The 16,574-nt window shown below is 71.8% G+C and carries 18 protein-coding genes; 10 read left to right on the top strand and 8 right to left on the bottom strand.

The genetic code is table 11. The features are described from left to right. The first annotated feature begins 39 nt into the window (after positions 1–39). From ACWDAG_RS09925 to lgt, 9 genes are all read left to right on the top strand, one after another. Positions 40–681: a TIGR02234 family membrane protein gene (locus ACWDAG_RS09925; RefSeq protein ID WP_450695087.1), complete on the top strand. Its 642-nt coding sequence runs from the start codon at positions 40–42 to the stop codon at positions 679–681. Between the two features lie 121 nt (positions 682–802). Beyond that, positions 803–1,060 (top strand): HGxxPAAW family protein, encoded by a 258-nt coding sequence (locus ACWDAG_RS09920; protein ID WP_450695086.1) that lies wholly within the window; start codon positions 803–805, stop codon positions 1,058–1,060. A 79-nt stretch (positions 1,061–1,139) separates the two neighbouring features. Then, positions 1,140–1,589 carry a DUF2752 domain-containing protein gene (locus ACWDAG_RS09915; protein ID WP_450695085.1) on the top strand — a complete coding sequence of 150 codons (450 nt, stop codon included), beginning with the start codon at positions 1,140–1,142 and terminating at the stop codon, positions 1,587–1,589. A gap of 154 nt (positions 1,590–1,743) precedes the next feature. Beyond that, the gene (gene trpC / locus ACWDAG_RS09910) at positions 1,744–2,553 is read left to right on the top strand and encodes an indole-3-glycerol phosphate synthase TrpC (protein WP_450695084.1); all 810 of its coding nucleotides are present in this window, start codon (positions 1,744–1,746) and stop codon (positions 2,551–2,553) included. A 21-nt stretch (positions 2,554–2,574) separates the two neighbouring features. Continuing rightward, positions 2,575–2,742 carry a tryptophan biosynthesis modulator TrpM gene (trpM, locus tag ACWDAG_RS09905; RefSeq protein ID WP_164932276.1) on the top strand — a complete coding sequence of 56 codons (168 nt, stop codon included), beginning with the start codon at positions 2,575–2,577 and terminating at the stop codon, positions 2,740–2,742. A gap of 136 nt (positions 2,743–2,878) precedes the next feature. Next, on the top strand, positions 2,879–4,162 hold the full coding sequence (gene trpB / locus ACWDAG_RS09900) for a tryptophan synthase subunit beta (protein WP_450695083.1): 1,284 nt from the start codon (positions 2,879–2,881) through the stop codon (positions 4,160–4,162). Beyond that, a complete protein-coding gene (gene trpA, locus ACWDAG_RS09895) occupies positions 4,159–4,977 on the top strand; it encodes a tryptophan synthase subunit alpha (RefSeq protein ID WP_450695082.1) in 819 nt (272 codons plus the stop codon). Before trpB ends, trpA begins: the two co-directional genes overlap by 4 nt. 108 nt (positions 4,978–5,085) lie before the next feature. Further along, positions 5,086–5,859, top strand: a complete 774-nt coding sequence (locus ACWDAG_RS09890; RefSeq protein WP_450695081.1) for a DsbA family protein — start codon at positions 5,086–5,088, stop codon at positions 5,857–5,859. Between the two features lie 82 nt (positions 5,860–5,941). Then, entirely contained in the window at positions 5,942–6,952 is a 1,011-nt protein-coding gene (gene lgt, locus ACWDAG_RS09885) for a prolipoprotein diacylglyceryl transferase (protein WP_450695080.1), read from the top strand. Positions 6,953–7,010: 58 nt separating this feature from the next. Here lgt and ACWDAG_RS09880 read toward each other — a convergent pair whose 3' ends face one another. The 8 genes from ACWDAG_RS09880 to ACWDAG_RS09845 are packed head-to-tail and all read right to left on the bottom strand — an operon-like array spanning position 7,011 to position 15,247. After that, positions 7,011–7,841, bottom strand: a complete 831-nt coding sequence (locus ACWDAG_RS09880) for an HpcH/HpaI aldolase/citrate lyase family protein (protein WP_450695079.1) — start codon at positions 7,839–7,841, stop codon at positions 7,011–7,013. After that, on the bottom strand, positions 7,838–7,972 hold the full coding sequence (locus ACWDAG_RS09875) for a hypothetical protein (protein WP_450695078.1): 135 nt from the start codon (positions 7,970–7,972) through the stop codon (positions 7,838–7,840). The genes ACWDAG_RS09880 and ACWDAG_RS09875 overlap by 4 nt, the downstream gene beginning before the upstream one ends. After that, on the bottom strand, positions 7,969–9,159 hold the full coding sequence (locus ACWDAG_RS09870) for a CaiB/BaiF CoA transferase family protein (protein ID WP_450695077.1): 1,191 nt from the start codon (positions 9,157–9,159) through the stop codon (positions 7,969–7,971). Before ACWDAG_RS09870 ends, ACWDAG_RS09875 begins: the two co-directional genes overlap by 4 nt. Then, positions 9,156–9,974, bottom strand: a complete 819-nt coding sequence (locus ACWDAG_RS09865; protein ID WP_450695076.1) for a ribokinase — start codon at positions 9,972–9,974, stop codon at positions 9,156–9,158. Before ACWDAG_RS09865 ends, ACWDAG_RS09870 begins: the two co-directional genes overlap by 4 nt. Beyond that, entirely contained in the window at positions 9,971–11,449 is a 1,479-nt protein-coding gene (locus ACWDAG_RS09860; RefSeq protein ID WP_450695075.1) for an ADP-ribosylglycohydrolase family protein, read from the bottom strand. Before ACWDAG_RS09860 ends, ACWDAG_RS09865 begins: the two co-directional genes overlap by 4 nt. After that, complete coding sequence (locus tag ACWDAG_RS09855; RefSeq protein ID WP_450695074.1) at positions 11,437–12,603, bottom strand: ADP-ribosylglycohydrolase family protein; 1,167 nt, start codon at positions 12,601–12,603, stop codon at positions 11,437–11,439. The genes ACWDAG_RS09860 and ACWDAG_RS09855 overlap by 13 nt, the downstream gene beginning before the upstream one ends. Positions 12,604–12,611: 8 nt before the next feature. Then, positions 12,612–14,162: an ADP-ribosylglycohydrolase family protein gene (locus ACWDAG_RS09850; protein ID WP_450695073.1), complete on the bottom strand. Its 1,551-nt coding sequence runs from the start codon at positions 14,160–14,162 to the stop codon at positions 12,612–12,614. Beyond that, positions 14,159–15,247: an ADP-ribosylglycohydrolase family protein gene (locus tag ACWDAG_RS09845; protein ID WP_450695072.1), complete on the bottom strand. Its 1,089-nt coding sequence runs from the start codon at positions 15,245–15,247 to the stop codon at positions 14,159–14,161. Before ACWDAG_RS09845 ends, ACWDAG_RS09850 begins: the two co-directional genes overlap by 4 nt. A 276-nt stretch (positions 15,248–15,523) precedes the next feature. On the opposite strand from ACWDAG_RS09845, the gene ACWDAG_RS09840 reads away from it, so the two are divergent. After that, a complete protein-coding gene (locus ACWDAG_RS09840; protein WP_450695071.1) occupies positions 15,524–16,255 on the top strand; it encodes a VIT1/CCC1 transporter family protein in 732 nt (243 codons plus the stop codon). Positions 16,256–16,574: the final 319 nt, after the last annotated feature.

Here is a 16,574-nt window from a genome sequence, read left to right as displayed (position 1 = left end):
TGAACCCCGGGTGACGGTTCGCCCGGGGTTCGGGCGATAGTGGAGTACGTGACTGCTGCTCCTCACCCCCGTTCCGAAGCCGACGGACCCGCGCGGTCCGGTCGCCGGAGTCTCGCCCTTGCCCTGCTGTGCGGCGCGCTGGGCGCGGCCGTGGCGCTGCTGGCCACCCGTCAGCGCTGGTCGGAGGGGACCGCGACGGTGGCCGGCGGCGCCTTCCCCCTGACCGCCAAGGGCAGCGACGTCACGGGCGTACCCGCGGCGCTCGCCATAGTGGGCCTCGCCGCGCTCGTCGCCGTCTTCGCCGTCCGCAAGGCGGGCCGTCTGCTGGTCGCGGCGCTGCTCGCGCTGTCCGGCGCCGGCACCGTCGCCGCGGCCCTGCTGGGCGCCTCCGACAGCTCCGCGCTCGACGAGAAGGCCGCGCAGGCCGCCGGCGACACCTCGGCCACCGTGGCCGGCCTCTCCCACACCGCCTGGCCGTACGTGGCGGCCGTGGGCGGCGCCCTGCTCCTCGTCGCGGGCCTGCTCGCGCTGCGCTACGGCCGGAACTGGCCGGCGATGTCCGGCCGCTACGAACGCGACGGCGCCCCCAAGCCCCGCCGCAGGGCCGCCCCCGTCGACCCGGACCGCCCCGAGGACATCTGGAAGGCACTCGACCGGGGCGAGGACCCCACCGGGGCCTGACCCGCCCTTCCCGGGCCGCCACGCGCAAGGAGCCACCCCCGAGTCCCGCACGCGGGCGCGTGCGGGAGAATGTCGTCCGAGCGTCCGGCTCAGACACGTAAACATCAGCGAGGAGCAAGTCATGGCGGGCAGCAGCCACGGTCACACCCCGGCCGCCTGGACCGGTGTCACGATCGCCTTCATCGGTTTCTGCGTCTCGGGTGCCTTCATGGTGATGGCCCAGCCCGTGGGCTTCTGGGCCGGCATGGCGATCGTGGTCATCGGCGGCATCGTCGGCTGGATCATGAGCGCGATGGGCATGGGCCAGCCCAAGGACGCGCACCAGACCTTCCAGGACGCGCTCGAGCAGAGCCAGGCGGCCGTGAGCGCGAAGAGCTGACACACATACGACCGTTGCTGAGGGGCGATCCGATGCCGGATCGCCCCTCACGCGTGCGTGGCGACCGCCCGGGGGGACAATGCGAGACGTGAACACAGAGAGCCGGCCCGCGACACCGTCCGACGCCGCAGCCACGGTGCCGGCGCGGCTCGCCGTCCCCGCCGGGGTGCTGGCCGCCGTCGCCGGTGCCTTCGCGTACGTGGGAACGGTCGACCCGTACCAGCCCGGCCACTACCCCGTCTGCCCCCTCTACCGGCTCACCGGCCTCTACTGCCCCGGCTGCGGCGGCCTGCGCAGCGCCCACTCCTTCATCCACGGGGACTTGCTCGCGGCGCTCCAGGCCAACGCCCTCGCTGTCGTGGGCTATCTGGGCTTCGCCGTGCTGTGGACCGTATGGGTGGTGCGCGTGGTGCGCGGACGACCGGTGCGCATCGAGCTCGGGAGCCGGCAGCTGTGGGTGCTGGGGACGTTGTCGCTGGTCTTCACGGTTGTCCGGAACCTGCCGTTCGGTGGCTGGCTACATCCTTGATCAAATGGCGAATGTCCAGGTACTGGGACCGGCGTCAACCGGATGTGAGGCCTACCCCTCCCTGCGGATACCATCGCAGTGACCATCTGTATTTCCCTCGGGTCAGCTTGGTCGACAGCTTGAACAGTCAACCGTCTGGAAGGGGGCCGCTCGCGTGAGTGTGCTCGACGAGATCATCGACGGAGTCCGTGCCGACCTCGCGGAGCGGCAGGCGCGCGTCAGCCTCGACGAGCTCAAGGAGCGCGCAGCGAAGGCTCCCGCCGCCAAGGACGGCCTGGCCGCACTGCGCGGCGACGGCGTGAAGGTCATCTGCGAGGTCAAGCGCTCCAGCCCCTCCAAGGGCGCCCTGGCCGCGATCGCCGACCCGGCCGGCCTCGCCGCGGACTACGAGGCGGGCGGCGCCGCCGTCATCTCCGTCCTGACCGAGCAGCGCCGCTTCGGCGGCTCGCTGGCCGACCTGGAGGCGGTCCGCGCCCGCGTGGACATCCCGGTCCTGCGCAAGGACTTCATCGTCACCTCGTACCAGCTGTGGGAGGCCCGCGCGTACGGCGCCGACCTGGCGCTGCTGATCGTCGCGGCCCTCGACCAGCCGGCCCTGGAGTCGCTGATCGAGCGCGCGGTCTCCATCGGCCTCACGCCCATCGTCGAGGTGCATGACGAGGACGAGGTCGAGCGCGCCGTCGACGCGGGCGCCAAGGTCATCGGCGTCAACGCGCGCAACCTCAAGACCCTCGAAGTCGACCGCGGCACCTTCGAGCGCGTCGCGCCGGAGATCCCCGGCAGCATCGTCAAGATCGCCGAGTCCGGCGTCCGCGGCCCCCACGACCTCATCGCCTACGCCAACGCAGGCGCCGACGCCGTCCTGGTCGGTGAGTCCCTGGTGACGGGGAAGGACCCGAAGTCGGCGGTCTCCGACCTGGTGGCGGCGGGTGAGCACCCCGCGCTGCGGCACGGCCGCAGCTGATCTTTCGATAGGCTTGCCCCGATGACGCTGACGACGACCACCACGGACAGGTACGCCCGCCTCGCGCGCGGCTGCCGCCCTCGTGGTTGCCGCGCCCCGGCACGGCGTGTGCACGGTCGTAGGGTGCGATACGTCATCGGAGACGAACCCGGGCAGGTAAACGGCCGTCGATGGCAGCGCGCCCTATAGGGGCGCGGGACTGTGCCCAATATGCGGCTCCGCCGCGTGGGCGCGACAAGCCACAGACGGCCGTCAGCCGTCGAACAACCCCCGCCCCCACGGCGATTAGTGCTCTGCTCAAACACACTCACCGTGAGGTTTCCGCATGCCCAGCGACTTCTTCATCCCCGACCCGGAGGGTCAAATCCCCAGCCCCGAAGGCTACTTCGGGGCGTTCGGCGGCAAGTTCATCCCGGAGGCCCTCGTCGCCGCCGTGGACGAGGTGGCCGTCGAGTACGACAAGGCCAAGCACGACCCCGAGTTCGCCCGCGAACTCGACGATCTGCTCATTCACTACACGGGCCGCCCCTCGGCGCTCACCGAAGTCCCCCGCTTCGCCGAACACGCCGGCGGCGCTCGGGTGTTCCTCAAGCGCGAGGACCTCAACCACACCGGCTCCCACAAGATCAACAACGTCCTCGGCCAGGCCCTGCTCACCAAGCGCATGGGCAAGACCCGTGTCATCGCCGAGACCGGCGCCGGCCAGCACGGCGTCGCCACGGCGACGGCCTGCGCGCTGTTCGGCCTCGAGTGCACGATCTACATGGGCGAGATCGACACCAAGCGCCAGGCCCTGAACGTGGCCCGGATGCGCATGCTCGGTGCCGAGGTCGTCGCGGTGAAGTCCGGCAGCCGTACGCTCAAGGACGCCATCAACGAGGCCTTCCGCGACTGGGTCGCCAATGTCGACCACACCCACTACCTGTTCGGTACGGTCGCCGGCCCGCACCCCTTCCCGGCCATGGTCCGCGACTTCCACCGAGTGATCGGCGTCGAGGCCCGCCGCCAGCTGCTGGAGCAGGCCGGACGTCTGCCCGACGCGGCCATCGCCTGCGTCGGCGGCGGCTCCAACGCCATCGGCCTCTTCCACGCCTTCATCCCGGACGCGGGCGTCCGCCTCATCGGCTGCGAGCCCGCGGGCCACGGCGTGGAGACCGGCGAGCACGCGGCCACGCTGACCGCGGGCGAGCCCGGCATCCTGCACGGCTCCCGCTCCTACGTGCTGCAGGACGAGGAGGGCCAGATCACCGAGCCGTACTCGATCTCGGCCGGTCTGGACTACCCGGGCATCGGCCCCGAGCACTCCTACCTCAAGGACAGCGGCCGCGGTGAGTACCGCGCGGTCACCGACGACGCGGCGATGCAGGCCCTGCGCCTGCTCTCGCGCACCGAGGGGATCATCCCGGCGATCGAGAGCGCGCACGCGCTGGCCGGCGCCCTGGAGGTCGGCAAGGAGCTGGGCAAGGACGGCCTGATCGTCGTCAACCTGTCCGGCCGCGGCGACAAGGACATGGACACGGCCGCCCGCTACTTCGGCCTGTACGACACCGACGCCGAGGTCGCCGCCAACGCGGCCGACACAGCCGAGATCGAGGGGGACGCCAAGTGAGCGGGAACATTCAGCTGCTGTCCGACACCCTCGCCGCCGCGAAGGCGGAAGGGCGCGCCGCCCTCATCGCCTACCTCCCCGCCGGGTTCCCGACCGTGGACGGCGGCATCGAGGCGATCAAGGCCGTCTTCGACGGCGGTGCGGACGTCGTCGAGGTGGGCCTGCCGCACAGCGACCCGGTCCTCGACGGCCCCGTCATCCAGACCGCGGACGACATCGCCCTGCGTGGCGGAGTCAAGATCGCCGACGTCATGCGCACGGTCCGCGAGGCGCACACGGCCACCGGGAAGCCGGTGCTCGTGATGACGTACTGGAACCCGATCGACCGCTACGGCGTCGAGCGCTTCACCGCCGAGCTCGCCGAGGCCGGTGGCGCGGGCTGCATCCTGCCCGACCTGCCGGTGCAGGAGTCGGCCCTGTGGAGGGAGCACGCCGAGAAGCACGGGCTCGCCACGGTCTTCGTGGTCGCGCCCAGCAGCAAGGACGCGCGGCTCGCGCAGATCACCGCGGCGGGCAGCGGCTTTGTGTACGCGGCCTCGCTGATGGGTGTCACGGGCACCCGCGAGTCGGTGGGCGCGCAGGCCCAGGACCTGGTCGAGCGCACCCGTGCCACCGGCTCCGACCTGCCCGTCTGCGTCGGGCTCGGGGTCTCCAACACGGAGCAGGCCGCCGAGGTGGCCGGCTTCGCCGACGGCGTGATCGTCGGCTCGGCCTTCGTCAAGCGCATGCTGGACGCGCCGGACGACGCGGCCGGCGTCGAGGCCGTCCGCGCACTCGCCGGTGAGCTCGCCAAGGGCGTGCGCGGACAGGCGTAACCAGGCAGTTCATCTCATGTGGGTCCGCTTGTTTCACGCGGGTCCTCCGAACGAGTGGATCTGGGACCGGGGAGGCGCATTGCGCCTCCCCGGCTTCGTTCTGGGGGTGTGAGCGAGAAGAACCGTGACGGAAAGCGCACCGCCCGGGAGCGGCTGGCGGTCGAGCGTGAGAAGCAGAAGTCCGCGGAGAAGCGACGGCGGACGCTGATCGTGGGCGCGAGCGTCGTCTGCGTCCTCGGCCTCGCGGCGGTGATCGGGGTGGTCGCCGCCAACGCGGGCAAGGACAAGGACAAGAGCTCGGGCCCGGTCGTGGCGCCTTCCGGGGCGCAGGGCAAGGACAGCCTCGCGATCGCCGTGGGCAAGGAGAGCGCCAAGCCGACGCTCACGATCTGGGAGGACTTCCGCTGCCCGGCCTGCCAGGCCTTCGAGACGGTGTACCGCCCGACGCTCCATGAGCTGACCGACTCCGGCAAGCTCAGAATCGAGTACCACCTGGTCCGGCTCATCGACGGCAACCTCGGCGGCACCGGCTCGCTGCGCGCGGGCAACGCCGCCGCCTGCGCACAGAACGCCGGAAAGTTCCGCGACTACCACGACGTGCTCTACGAGAACCAGCCCAAGGAGACCGTCGACACCTTCGCGAACAACGCCAAGCTGATCGACCTGGCGCGCAAGGTGGACGGCCTGGACACGGCGGTCTTCCGCAAGTGCGTCAATGACGGCAAGCACGACAGCTGGGTCGACAAGTCGAACGCCGCCTTCAAGGCCGGCCGTTTCAGCGGGACCCCGACCGTGCTGCTCGACGGCAAGAACATCTACCAGGACCAGACGCTCACCCCCGCGAAGCTGAAGCAGATGGTGCTGGCGGCGAACAAGGGGTAAGAGTTTCACGCCCGCCCGTTATGGACCCGTAGCCGGGCTGCCTGCCGTCGGCCCGGCGCGGCACGGTAGCGTCGACCTTGCCATGGAACTTGCCTACATTCCCAGCCCGCCGCACGGGGTCTACCACCTCGGCCCCGTCCCGCTGCGCGGCTACGCGTTCTGCATCATCATCGGCGTCTTCGTCGCGGTCTGGCTCGGCAACAGGCGCTGGATCGCCCGCGGCGGGCGGGTCGGCACGGTGGCCGACATCGCTGTCTGGGCGGTGCCCTTCGGCCTGGTCGGCGGTCGCCTCTACCACGTGATCACGGACTACGAGCTGTACTTCAGCAAGGGCCGTGACTGGGTGGACGCCTTCAAGGTGTGGGAGGGCGGCCTCGGCATCTGGGGCGCGATCGCGCTCGGTGCGGTCGGCGCGTGGATCGGCTGTCGGCGCCGGGGCATCCCGCTGCCCGCCTACGCCGATGCCATCGCCCCCGGTATCGCCTTCGCCCAGGCCATCGGCCGCTGGGGCAACTGGTTCAACCAGGAGCTGTACGGCAAGGAGACCCACCTTCCCTGGGCGCTGCACATCACGTCCTCGGCGGACGGCCGTGTGCCCGGGTACTACCACCCGACGTTCCTCTACGAGTCCCTGTGGTGCATCGGCGTCGCGCTGCTGGTCATCTGGGCCGACCGGCGCTTCACGCTGGGACACGGGCGGGCGTTCGCGCTGTATGTCGCCGCGTACTGCGTGGGCCGGGCGTGGATCGAGTACATGCGCGTCGACGACGCCCACCACATCCTGGGCCTGCGGCTGAACGACTGGACCGCGGGAATCGTGTTCCTGCTCGCGGTGACGTACATCGTGGTGTCGGCGAAGAAGCGGCCTGGCAGGGAAGAAGTGGTCGAGCCGGGTGCTGCCGAGGAAGCAGCCGAGGCCGACGGTGAGGCTGCCGTGTCCCTCGACAAGGACGAGGCGGACCCCTCGGCGGCGAAGCCGGAGGCGGAGGGCTCCGCAACGGAACCCGAAGAACCCGAGGACACTGCGGGCGCCGAGGACAAGGCGGAGGACAGCAGCGCGAAGGACAGCGCGGAGTCGGCCAAGAAGAGCTGACTGTTCAGTCGTACGTCGACGGGGGCGCCCGGGCCGTGAGGTCGGGGCGCCCCCGTCCTCAGTTCCGGCGGGCGAGTGACAGCGTGCGGTGGGCTGCCGCCACCACCGCCGCGTCGATGAACCTTCCGTCCGGCAGGGCCTGGGCGCCCTGCTGCGCCGTCGCCGCCTTGACGATCGTCTCGGCCTCCTCGACCTCCTGCTCCGTGGGGAGGTAGGCCCGTTCGATGATGGGGAGTTGGCGGGGGTGGATGGCCGCGCGGCCCAGGAAGCCGAGGGTGCGGCCGTGGGCGCAGGAGGCCGCCAGTCCCTCCAGGTCGCGGATGTCCGGGTGGACCGACTGCGGCGACGGGGGCAGGCCCGCCGCCCGGGCGGCGACGACGATCCGGGAACGACACCAGTCCAGGCCCGCGTCCTCGCGTACTCCCAGGTCGGCCCGTAGATCCGCTTCTCCGAGGGCGATGCCCCGCAGGGCGGGGTGGGCGGAGGCGATGGCGTGGGCGTGCTCGACGGCCAGGGCGGATTCCAGGAGGGCGTACAGAGCGGGCTTGTCGTCGGCGGCGGCCATGGAGCGTTCCGCGGTGCGGATGATCTGTTCGGGACAGGTGACCTTCGGGAGCCGCAGGCCCGAGAGGCCGGGCCGGCCGGCCACCGCGTCCAGGTCCCGGGGTGCCAGCGGACCGTCCAGAGCGTTCACGCGGACGTGGACCGGCACCGGCTGCGGGGCGGAGAGGAGTTCGGCGGTGGCCGCCCGGGCGTACTCCTTCCGGTCCGGGGCGACCGCGTCCTCCAGATCGATGACGACGACGTCGGCCCCGGCGGCCAGCGCCTTGGCGACCACGTGCGGACGGTCGCCCGGGGCGTAGAGCCAGGTGAGCGGGGGCGCGGTCATTGGGTGCGCTCCTTGCGCAGGGTTGTCGGCTGGGCAGGGGGCGGGCCAAGGGTGGTCGGGGCCGGCTCGGTGTCGGGGGTGTGTGGGTGGTTGCCGGGGGCGTCGGGCGGGGTGAGTGTGGGCGCGGTCATGTGGCGCCCTCCTTGTGCAGGGCCGTCAGCTCGGCTGGGGTCAGGCCGAGGTCGGTCAGTACTGCCTCCGTGTCGGCGCCGTGGGGGCGGCCCGGCCAGCGGATCGCGCCGGGGGTGGCGGAGAGGCGGAAGAGGACGTTCTGCATGCGCAGGGGCCCCAGGTCGGGGTCGTCGAGGGTGGTGATCGTGTCCAGGGCCGCGTACTGCGGGTCGGTCATCACGTCCCGTACGTCCTGGATGGGCGCGACCGCGGCCTCGGCCTTCTCGAAGGCCGCCAGGACCTCGTCGCGGGTGCGTTCCGCGATCCAGCCGCCGACCGCCTCGTCCAGGACGTCGGCGTGCCGGGCGCGGTCGGCGCCCGTCGCGAACCATGGCTCGTCGATCAGCTCCGGGCGGCCCACCAGGCACATCACGCGTTCCGCGACCGACTGCGCGGAGGTCGAGACGGCGACCCAGGTGCCGTCGGCGGTGAGGTATGTGTTGCGGGGCGCGTTGTTGGCGGAGCGGTTGCCGGTGCGCTTCTGCACGTAGCCCAGTTGGTCGTACCAGGTCGGCTGGGGGCCGAGGACGGTCAGGATCGGCTCGATGATCGCCATGTCGACGACCTGGCCCTCGCCGGTGCGGTCACGCGCGGACAGTGCGGTCATGACGGCGTAGGCGGTGGCCAGACCGGCGATGGAGTCGGCGAGGCCGAAGGGCGGCAGCGTCGGCGGCGCGTCCGGTTCGCCGGTGATCGCGGCGAAACCGGTCAGGGCCTCGGCGAGGGTGCCGAAGCCGGGGCGGTGCGCATAGGGGCCGAACTGGCCGAAGGCCGTGACCCTGGTGAGGATCAGCCGGGGGTTGGCGGCGGACAGCTCCGCCCAGCCCAGGTCCCACTTCTCCAGTGTGCCGGGGCGGAAGTTCTCGATGACGACGTCGGCGGTGGCGACGAGACGGAGGAGGGTGGAGCGGCCGCCCGGCTTGGAGAGGTCGAGGGTGATGGTCTGCTTGTTGCGGCCGAGGATCTTCCACCACAGACCGACACCGTCCTTCGACGGGCCGTGGCCGCGGGAGGGGTCGGGCTTCGTCGGATGCTCGACCTTGATGACCTCCGCACCGAAGTCGCCGAGCATCGTGGCGGCGAGCGGGCCGGCGAAGAGGGTGGCGAGGTCGAGGACGCGCAGGCCGGTGAGCGGGGCTTCGTTCATGACGCGAACTGCGCTTCGATCTCCGGGCGGCAGGGCATCGACGCCGATGCACCGGGCCGCTGGACGGAGAGCGCCGCGGCCGCTCCCGCCCATGCCGGCGCGGACCGCATGGGCCGCCCCTCGGTCAGGGCCACGGCGAGGGTGCCGACGAACGTGTCGCCCGCACCCGTCGAGTCCACGGCGGTGACCTGCGGTGCCGGCACGATGAGCGGATCGGCGCCGCGGGCCGCGTACAGGCAGCCCGTGGAGCCGAGGGTGACGACCACTTCCGGTACCTGGTCGAGCAGGGCCGTGGCCGGGTCGGTGCGGCCGGTGAGGGTGGTCGCCTCGTGCTCGTTGGGGACCAACAGGTCGGTGGCGGCGAGGAGTTCGGACGGCAGCGGCTGGGCGGGGGCCGGGGTGTCCAGTTGGAGGAGCAGGGCGTCGGCGGAGGCGATGAGGGCGTCGTCGCCGGGGACGAGGTGGTCGACGGTGCCGTTGGCGCCGGGGATCACGACGATCGAGTTGCCGCACTTGTCGTCGACGACGATGTGGGCGGTACCGGAGGGGCCTTCGACGGTACGCAGGAGGTCGGTGTCGACGCCCGAGTCTTCGAGGGCGGAGCGGAGGCGGGTGCCGAAGGCGTCGTCCCCGACCGCGCCGATCATCGAGACGGTGGCGCCCGCGCGGGCTGCGGCGATCGCCTGGTTGGCGCCCTTGCCGCCGGGGATCGTACGGAACTCCCGTCCCGTGACGGTCTCGCCGCGCTGCGGGGCCTTCTCGACGTAGGTGACGAGGTCCATGTTCGTGCTGCCCAGTACGACGATGTGGGTCATGGGCGGGATGCCTCCCGGTGGGTGAGGTGAGCCAGGGCGTCGAAGCCGATGCCGTTGAAGCCGCCGATGGAGGTGGTCAGCCGGTTCTTGAGGGGGGTGGTCCAGCGGTCGGGGAGGGCGAGGGGGGTGCCGGTGAGGAGAGCGGCGATGCTGCCTGCCGTGGCGCCGTTGGAGTCCGTGTCCCAACCGCCCGACACGGCACGGCAGATGGAGCCTGTGAAGTCGCCGTTCGCGTGGGTGAGGGCGGCGGCGATCAGGGCCGTGTTGGGGACGGCGTGGACCCAGTGGTGGGTGTCGGCGTGGGTGGCGTGGAGCTCGTCCACGACGGTGTCGAAGTCGGGGTGCTCTTCGGCGAGTTGGATGGCGTGGCGGACGGCTCGGGCCAGGCGGGAGCGGGGTGGGACCACCGTGAGGCCGGTGCGGAGGCAGGCGTGGATGTCGTGGGTGGCGGTGGCCGCCTGCGCGATGGTGGCCGCCGTGAACATCGCCGCGTAGACGCCGTTGGCGGTGTGGGTGAGGGTGGCGTCGCGGTGGGCCTGTTCCGCTGCGGCGGCCGGGTTGCCGGGGTTGGTCCAGCCGTGGACGTCGGCTCGGATGAGGGCGCCGATCCATTCGCGGAACGGGTTGCGGTGGCGGGCCGTCTGGGGCGGCTCCAGGCCGAGGAGGAGGTTGCGGTAGGCGATGCGTTCGGCGGTGAAGGTGCGGCCGGCGGGGAGTTCGGAGAGCCAGAGCTCGGCTACGTCGGTGGGGGTGAAGTGTTTGCCGTGGCGCTGCAGCAGGAGGAGGTTGAGGAGGGGGTAGTTGAGGTCGTCGTCCTCGGGCATGCCGTCGATGTTCTCGGCGAGGGAGGTGGTTGCCGAGCGGCGGTTCCAGGGGTGTGCCGAGAGGAGTTCTTCGGGGACGCCGCGGGCTGTGAAGTACGTGTTCAGGGGCCAGTTGCCGGTGGATCGGGCCAGCGCGCGGATGGCTTCGAGGGGGAGTTTTTCTACGGGTTTTCCGAGGAGGCAGCCGGCGGCTCTGCCTAGCCAGGCGGCTTCCAGGCGGGCCTGGGTGAGGGTGCTGTGGGGGGTGGGGTCGCTTACTGGCGCCGGCAAGGTGCCGTCTCTCCTTGGGGCGGGAGCCGCCCCAAGCGGCACGACTGCCCGCAGGCTCGGTGGGGTGGCTGCTCGCAGGGTGGGTGGGGGCATGGTGCCTGGCCAGTCGGGGCACAGAGCCTTGATCCGTGCCAGATCGGTTGGTTCCTCCTCCGCCAACCTGCCTGGCAGCTCCGCGAGTTCGTCCAGCAGGTCCCTCGCCAGCAGCCGCAGATAGCGCGAGGCCGGGTCGGCTGACGCGCCTGCGCGCAGGGGAGCCTGAGTGCCGCCTGCGGCGCGCCATCTCGCTGCGATTGCCGACGGCTCTCGGCCGTCCAGGGCCGCCTGGCGTAGTTCGTGGCCGATCAGGTCCTCCGGCTGGACCCAGGTCAGTCGGAGCATCCTGGGCCTCCGAGGTCCTTGAACGCCGACTCGTGGGTCCTGCGGCGGTGTAGGTCTCGTTCGAAGATCTCGCGGGTCACGGCGGTGAGGGTCGTCGCCGGTTCCCACAGGTCCAGGCGGCTTGCCTCCGCCACCTGCTTCGACCAGTCCTCCGGGACCGGGGAACCCAGGGCCCCGGCGAGCGCGCCGGTCATCGTCGCGATCGAGTCGCAGTCGCGGCCGTAGTTGACCGCGCCCAGGACCGCGTGGCGGTAGTCGCCGCGGGACACCAGCAACATGCCCAGGGCGATGGGGAGTTCCTCGATCGAATGGAGGCGGGACGGGCGGCGGGCCCCGAGGGAGGGGGTGCGGTAGTCCGGGCCCACCGTGTCGTAGGGAGCGACTGCCTCCCGTAGCGGGATCAGGGCCGATTCGAAGTCCGTGTGGGGGGACGCCGCTTCGCAGACCTTCTCGATCGCCGTCCGCGTGCCGTCCTTCGCGACGGAGAGGGCCATGGTGACGATCGAGTCCGGGGTCGCCCCGGGGGTGGCCGCCGCGGCCACCGCCGCCGCGAAGACGCCGGCCGCCTCTCGGCCGTACGACGACTGGTGGGCGCCCGCGATGTCGATCGCCTCGGTGTAGGCGGCCGTGGGGTTGGCCGCGTTCACCAGGCCCACCGGGGCCATGTACATCGCCGCACCGCAGTTGACGATGTTGCCGATGCCGGCCTCGCGGGGGTCGACATGGCCGTAGTGCAGGCGGGCCACCAGCCATTTCTCCGCGAGGAAGATGCGGTGCAGGGGGAGGGCTTCCTGCTCCAGCTCCGGGATCCAGCGAGGGGTCGTCATCAGGTCGGGGACCAGGTGGTCCGCGATCGCGTACGCGTCGAGGTGGTCGCGGACCCGGTCGTAGACCCGGATCAGGGCGTGCGTCATCAAGGTGTCGTCGGTGACGTGGCCGTCGCCCTTGTGGTACGGCGCGAGGGGGCGGGCCGTGCGCCAGGCCTCGCCGTTCCAGGGGCCGACGATGCCGTGGACGCGGCCGCTGTGGCGTTCGAGGATCTGGTCGGGGGAGTAGCCCTCGACGGGGCCGCCGAGGGCGTCGCCCACCGCCGCGCCCACGAGGGCCCCGGTGATCCGGTCCTCGAGGCTGGTTTTGGGGTTTTTGGTCCTCATGGCCCGAATCATCCTCCTGGTGGGGCCGGTTGTGTGGCTTCCAGGAGTTCGGCGAGTTCCACCAGGTCGGTGCCGGTGAGGCGGGGGAGAGCGCAGCCGGAGAGGGTGCGGCAGGCTTCGCGCCAGGACGGGGGGATCGATGCGCCGCCGCCCAGCGCGCCGGTGAGGGCGCCTGCGAGGGCGGGTGCCGAGTCGGCGACTCGGGAGAGGCAGGCCGCGGCCGGTACCGCCTCGGCGATACGGCCGTTCGACGCGGCGCTCAGGGCCAGGGCCACCGGGACTGTTTCGGCTGCGGCGATGCCGTAGCTGTAGACGTGGTCGACGATCTGGTGCTCCAGGAGGGGAACCAGGGTGAAGGCGGTCTCCGCGTCGGCGGCCAGCTTGAGAGCGTGGCGGGCGTTGCGGCCGATCTCCGTGGTCTCGGGGAGTTCGGTGAGGGCCGCACGTACGCAGGTCCCGACGTCCGCGCCGGACAGTGCCAGTGCGAGTGCCGCCGCCATCGCCCGGGCGCCGTGCACTCCGTCGCCGTCCTGGGTGTAGCGGGCGTCGAACTCGGCGAGGTCGGCGGCGAGTCGGGGGGCGCCGGGGTGGGCCACGGCGAGTACGCAGGCCCGTACGCAGGCCGCGTCGTCGAAGTAGTGGGGGTTGTCGTGGCCGGTGGCGGGCGGGCGCAGGCCGGTGGCGAGGTTGCCGAGGCCGGCGCGGACGGAGATACGGGCGCGGAGGGGGAGGACGGCGGACTCCACCTCCGGTGCGCGGTCCGCTGCGGCGGCCACCTCGCTGGCGAGGGTGTTCCAGGTGAGGTCGATGGCGGCTCTTGTACGGCGTTCTCGGCTGAGGTCGCCGAGGGCGGTGTCGTCGCCGGCGCGCAGGAGTGCCTCTGCGGCGAAGGCGGCCCACTCGGCGTCGTCGGAGGGGCCGAGGCGGAGGGGTTCGGGGGGTTGGTTCAGGGCGATGGGGACGGGGAGGGTGGTGGTGGCGTTCTGTTCGGCGAAGGTGTCGAGTTCGCGGGTGAGGCGGCGTGTCCACTCGGGCATACGGGCGGCTCGGTGGCGGGCGGCGGGCCAGCCGGCGGCGTCACCCGCGGCGAGACCGAGCAGCAGCCCCACGGTTCTTCCGGCCCCGGCGGGGGCGTGTGGGGGGCGGGGGTCGGCGGCCTGGGCGTGGCCCTGCCGGGGCCGGGGGTCGGCAGCCTTGGCGGAGCCGTGCGAGGGCCGGCGGTCGGCCGCCTCGGCTTCGCCATCGGCGGATTCGTTCCCACCCGCACCACCCGTGCGGCATTCGTCGTCGGGTGCGGGTAGCCCCTGTGGGGGGTTCTCGCCGTCGGCGACCGTGGGTTCGTCGGGCGTTGTGGGGTTCGTGCGGGTTTGGTTGTCGGGGGCGGGTGACCCCGCTGGGAGGTTCTGGCCGTCGGTGGTCGCGAGTTCGTCCCGCTTTGCGGGATCTGTGTGGGCTTCCTCCTCAAGGGCAGGTGGCCCCTGTAGGGGGCTTTCCGCGTCGGCCGCCGTGGGTTCGCACAGCTCCGCCGTTCCCTCGTCCCAGGGGGTGGGCGGGCTCATCGGGTCGGTTCCGTTTCGTCGTTCGCGCCCAGGGTGGAGGCGGTCGGGTCCGGCCGGGGGAAGGGATCGCGCACGACGACACGCGGTGTGGGTTCCTGTAGCAGCAGGTCCGCCACCTCCAGTACGTGGTGGCCCGCCATGGCCGGCAGGCAGCTGCCCCGTGCCGGGCCGATTGCCGCTGCCCAGGCCGGTGGGATCGCCGAGACTCCCTGGGTCGCTCCGGCCAGTGCGCCCGCCACCGCTGCCGTCGTGTCCGCGTCCCGGCCCATGTTGACCGCCGTGAGGACCGCGTCGCGGAAGTCGCCGTCCGCCGCCGCGTAGGCGCCGAAGGCCAGGGCGACCGCCTCCGGTGCGAGGTCGGTCCAGGGGTAGCCGCCGATGACGACCGCCGAGCGGACCGCCCGTTCGCCGCGATGGGCCACCGCCACGGCCCGGCGCAGCGAGCGGGCCGTCCAGGAGTCGTCCGGGACGACGGCGAGTGCGGAAGCCACGACGGCGATCGTCGGTGCGCCCGCCATCGCCGCGGCGACGCCCGCCGCGACCGCCTGGCCGCCGTAGATGCCCTCGCCGTCGTGGCTCACCGAACCGTCGATCGCCGCCAGCCGGGCCGCCTCGGCCGGGCGGCCCGCGGCGAAGACGCCGAAGGGGGCCGCGCGCATGGCCAGGCCGTCGCTCCAGGCATGGCGGTGCTGGGCCGAGATGGGGGCGGCGAGGCCGCGGCGGAGGTTCTCCAGGGTGCCGCGTTCGCTGAATCCCGCGCCCCGGAAGGGGCCTTCGTCGCGGTCCGCGATCCACTCGTGCCAGGCCGCCTCCACGTGTGAGGGGTTGAGTGCCGAGCCGTGCCGGGCCAGCAGCAGGCCGGAGAAGATCGCGTACTCGGTGTCGTCCGTGCCCGCCGGCTTGTCCGTCACGTAACCCGTGATGCGGCCCCAGCGGGCACGGATCTCCGACGGCTTCAGGTTCTCCGCCGGGGCCCCGAGGGCGTCGCCGACGGCCAGGCCCAGCAGCGCGCCACGTGCCCGCTCGCGGAGGTCGGTGGCGTTCCCGGGCGACGGGACCGAGGGAATGCAGGCGATCGATGCCATACGCGGCCTCTCCGGGGAGGGGGCTCGCACAGGGCGCGAACCCTTTGCCCATGTGTCCCACCGTCGGCGGTTGACCTGAGCCTTCGACCGAGCCATGTCACCCGGTCGACATCTGTGCGGGTGTGTGCACGGGTGAGCACGGAGAGGTAAAGCTGCAGGTTAGCCGAGCCTTTCCTTGCTGGCGGGAGGGGAATTCGGGGCGTAGGTTTGCTGTTGTCGAAGAGTAGAACTTGTCCAAAGTTAGCTTTGGCTTAGCTTCCCTGGGGGACTCCCGCAATGGCGATCATCGAGACCGAGGCCGCGCTGCACGTGGCGCACCGCGACAACCACACGCATCGGGATGTGAACGGCGGCTGGCTGCGGCCCGCGGTTTTCGGTGCGATGGACGGACTGGTCTCCAACCTCGCGCTGATGACCGGCGTCGCCGGCGGGGCCGTGGGTCAGCAGACCATCGTGCTGACCGGGCTTGCCGGTCTCGCCGCCGGTGCCTTCTCCATGGCCGCCGGGGAGTACACCTCCGTCGCCTCGCAGCGTGAGCTCGTCGAGGCCGAGCTGGATGTGGAGCGGGCCGAGCTGAGGAAGCACCCGGCGGACGAGGAGGCCGAGCTCGCGGCACTCTACGAGGCCCGGGGCGTCGAGCCGGAGCTGGCCCGGGAAGTGGCCCGGCAGCTGTCGAAGGACCCCGAGCAGGCCCTGGAGATACACGCCCGTGAGGAGCTCGGCATCGACCCCGGGGATCTGCCCTCGCCGCTCGTCGCCGCCGTGTCCTCGTTCGGTTCCTTCGCGCTGGGCGCCCTGCTGCCCGTACTGCCGTATCTGCTCGGTGCGACCGCGCTGTGGCCGGCCCTGCTGCTCGCGTTCTTCGGGCTGTTCGCCTGCGGTGCCGTGGTGGCCAAGGTGACGGCGCGCACCTGGTGGTTCAGCGGGTTCAGGCAGCTCGCGCTGGGCGCCGCGGCGGCCGGTGTGACGTACGCCCTGGGCATCGCGTTCGGAACGGCCGTAGGATAAGGCGGCTACGAGTTATGCGTTGGGCCGCATAAGTAGCCGTTACTCGCTGGTTTCGAATGCTTAACCACCGGGCATGAGCCGTAAGCGCTGTGGGCAATGAGGCCTGCCGCGCACCCGCGGGAAGGGCGACGCAGCCCTCCCCGTCTTTCGGGCCGATGGACATCGATCTGTCTCATTCGGTCCCCATAGCTTCCACCGCAGGCGCGGTACCCGCACTGCAGCCGCGCGGTGTCCGCATGCTGGAACGGAATATCCCGGTTCCCGAGAACCGCTCCATCATGTAACCTGCACGAAATTTTGCACGCCGCAGAGGGCCAAC

The sequence above is a fragment of the Streptomyces sp. NPDC001157 genome, from assembly GCF_053598255.1.
This window is presented reverse-complemented; position numbering and strand designations above follow the sequence as displayed.

What these genes read in the sequence shown, in the direction of transcription:
- ACWDAG_RS09920 (WP_450695086.1), top strand. Translation starts at nt 803, where the DNA reads ATGGCGGGCAGCAGCCACGGTCACACCCCGGCCGCCTGGACCGGTGTC.
- ACWDAG_RS09915 (WP_450695085.1), top strand. Translation starts at nt 1,140, where the DNA reads ATGCGAGACGTGAACACAGAGAGCCGGCCCGCGACACCGTCCGACGCC.
- trpM (WP_164932276.1), top strand. Translation starts at nt 2,575, where the DNA reads ATGACGCTGACGACGACCACCACGGACAGGTACGCCCGCCTCGCGCGC.
- trpB (WP_450695083.1), top strand. Translation starts at nt 2,879, where the DNA reads ATGCCCAGCGACTTCTTCATCCCCGACCCGGAGGGTCAAATCCCCAGC.
- lgt (WP_450695080.1), top strand. Translation starts at nt 5,942, where the DNA reads ATGGAACTTGCCTACATTCCCAGCCCGCCGCACGGGGTCTACCACCTC.
- ACWDAG_RS09880 (WP_450695079.1), bottom strand. Translation starts at nt 7,841, where the DNA reads ATGACCGCGCCCCCGCTCACCTGGCTCTACGCCCCGGGCGACCGTCCG.
- ACWDAG_RS09875 (WP_450695078.1), bottom strand. Translation starts at nt 7,972, where the DNA reads ATGACCGCGCCCACACTCACCCCGCCCGACGCCCCCGGCAACCACCCA.
- ACWDAG_RS09870 (WP_450695077.1), bottom strand. Translation starts at nt 9,159, where the DNA reads ATGAACGAAGCCCCGCTCACCGGCCTGCGCGTCCTCGACCTCGCCACC.
- ACWDAG_RS09865 (WP_450695076.1), bottom strand. Translation starts at nt 9,974, where the DNA reads ATGACCCACATCGTCGTACTGGGCAGCACGAACATGGACCTCGTCACC.
- ACWDAG_RS09860 (WP_450695075.1), bottom strand. Translation starts at nt 11,449, where the DNA reads ATGCTCCGACTGACCTGGGTCCAGCCGGAGGACCTGATCGGCCACGAA.
- ACWDAG_RS09855 (WP_450695074.1), bottom strand. Translation starts at nt 12,603, where the DNA reads ATGAGGACCAAAAACCCCAAAACCAGCCTCGAGGACCGGATCACCGGG.
- ACWDAG_RS09850 (WP_450695073.1), bottom strand. Translation starts at nt 14,162, where the DNA reads ATGAGCCCGCCCACCCCCTGGGACGAGGGAACGGCGGAGCTGTGCGAA.
- ACWDAG_RS09845 (WP_450695072.1), bottom strand. Translation starts at nt 15,247, where the DNA reads ATGGCATCGATCGCCTGCATTCCCTCGGTCCCGTCGCCCGGGAACGCC.
- ACWDAG_RS09840 (WP_450695071.1), top strand. Translation starts at nt 15,524, where the DNA reads ATGGCGATCATCGAGACCGAGGCCGCGCTGCACGTGGCGCACCGCGAC.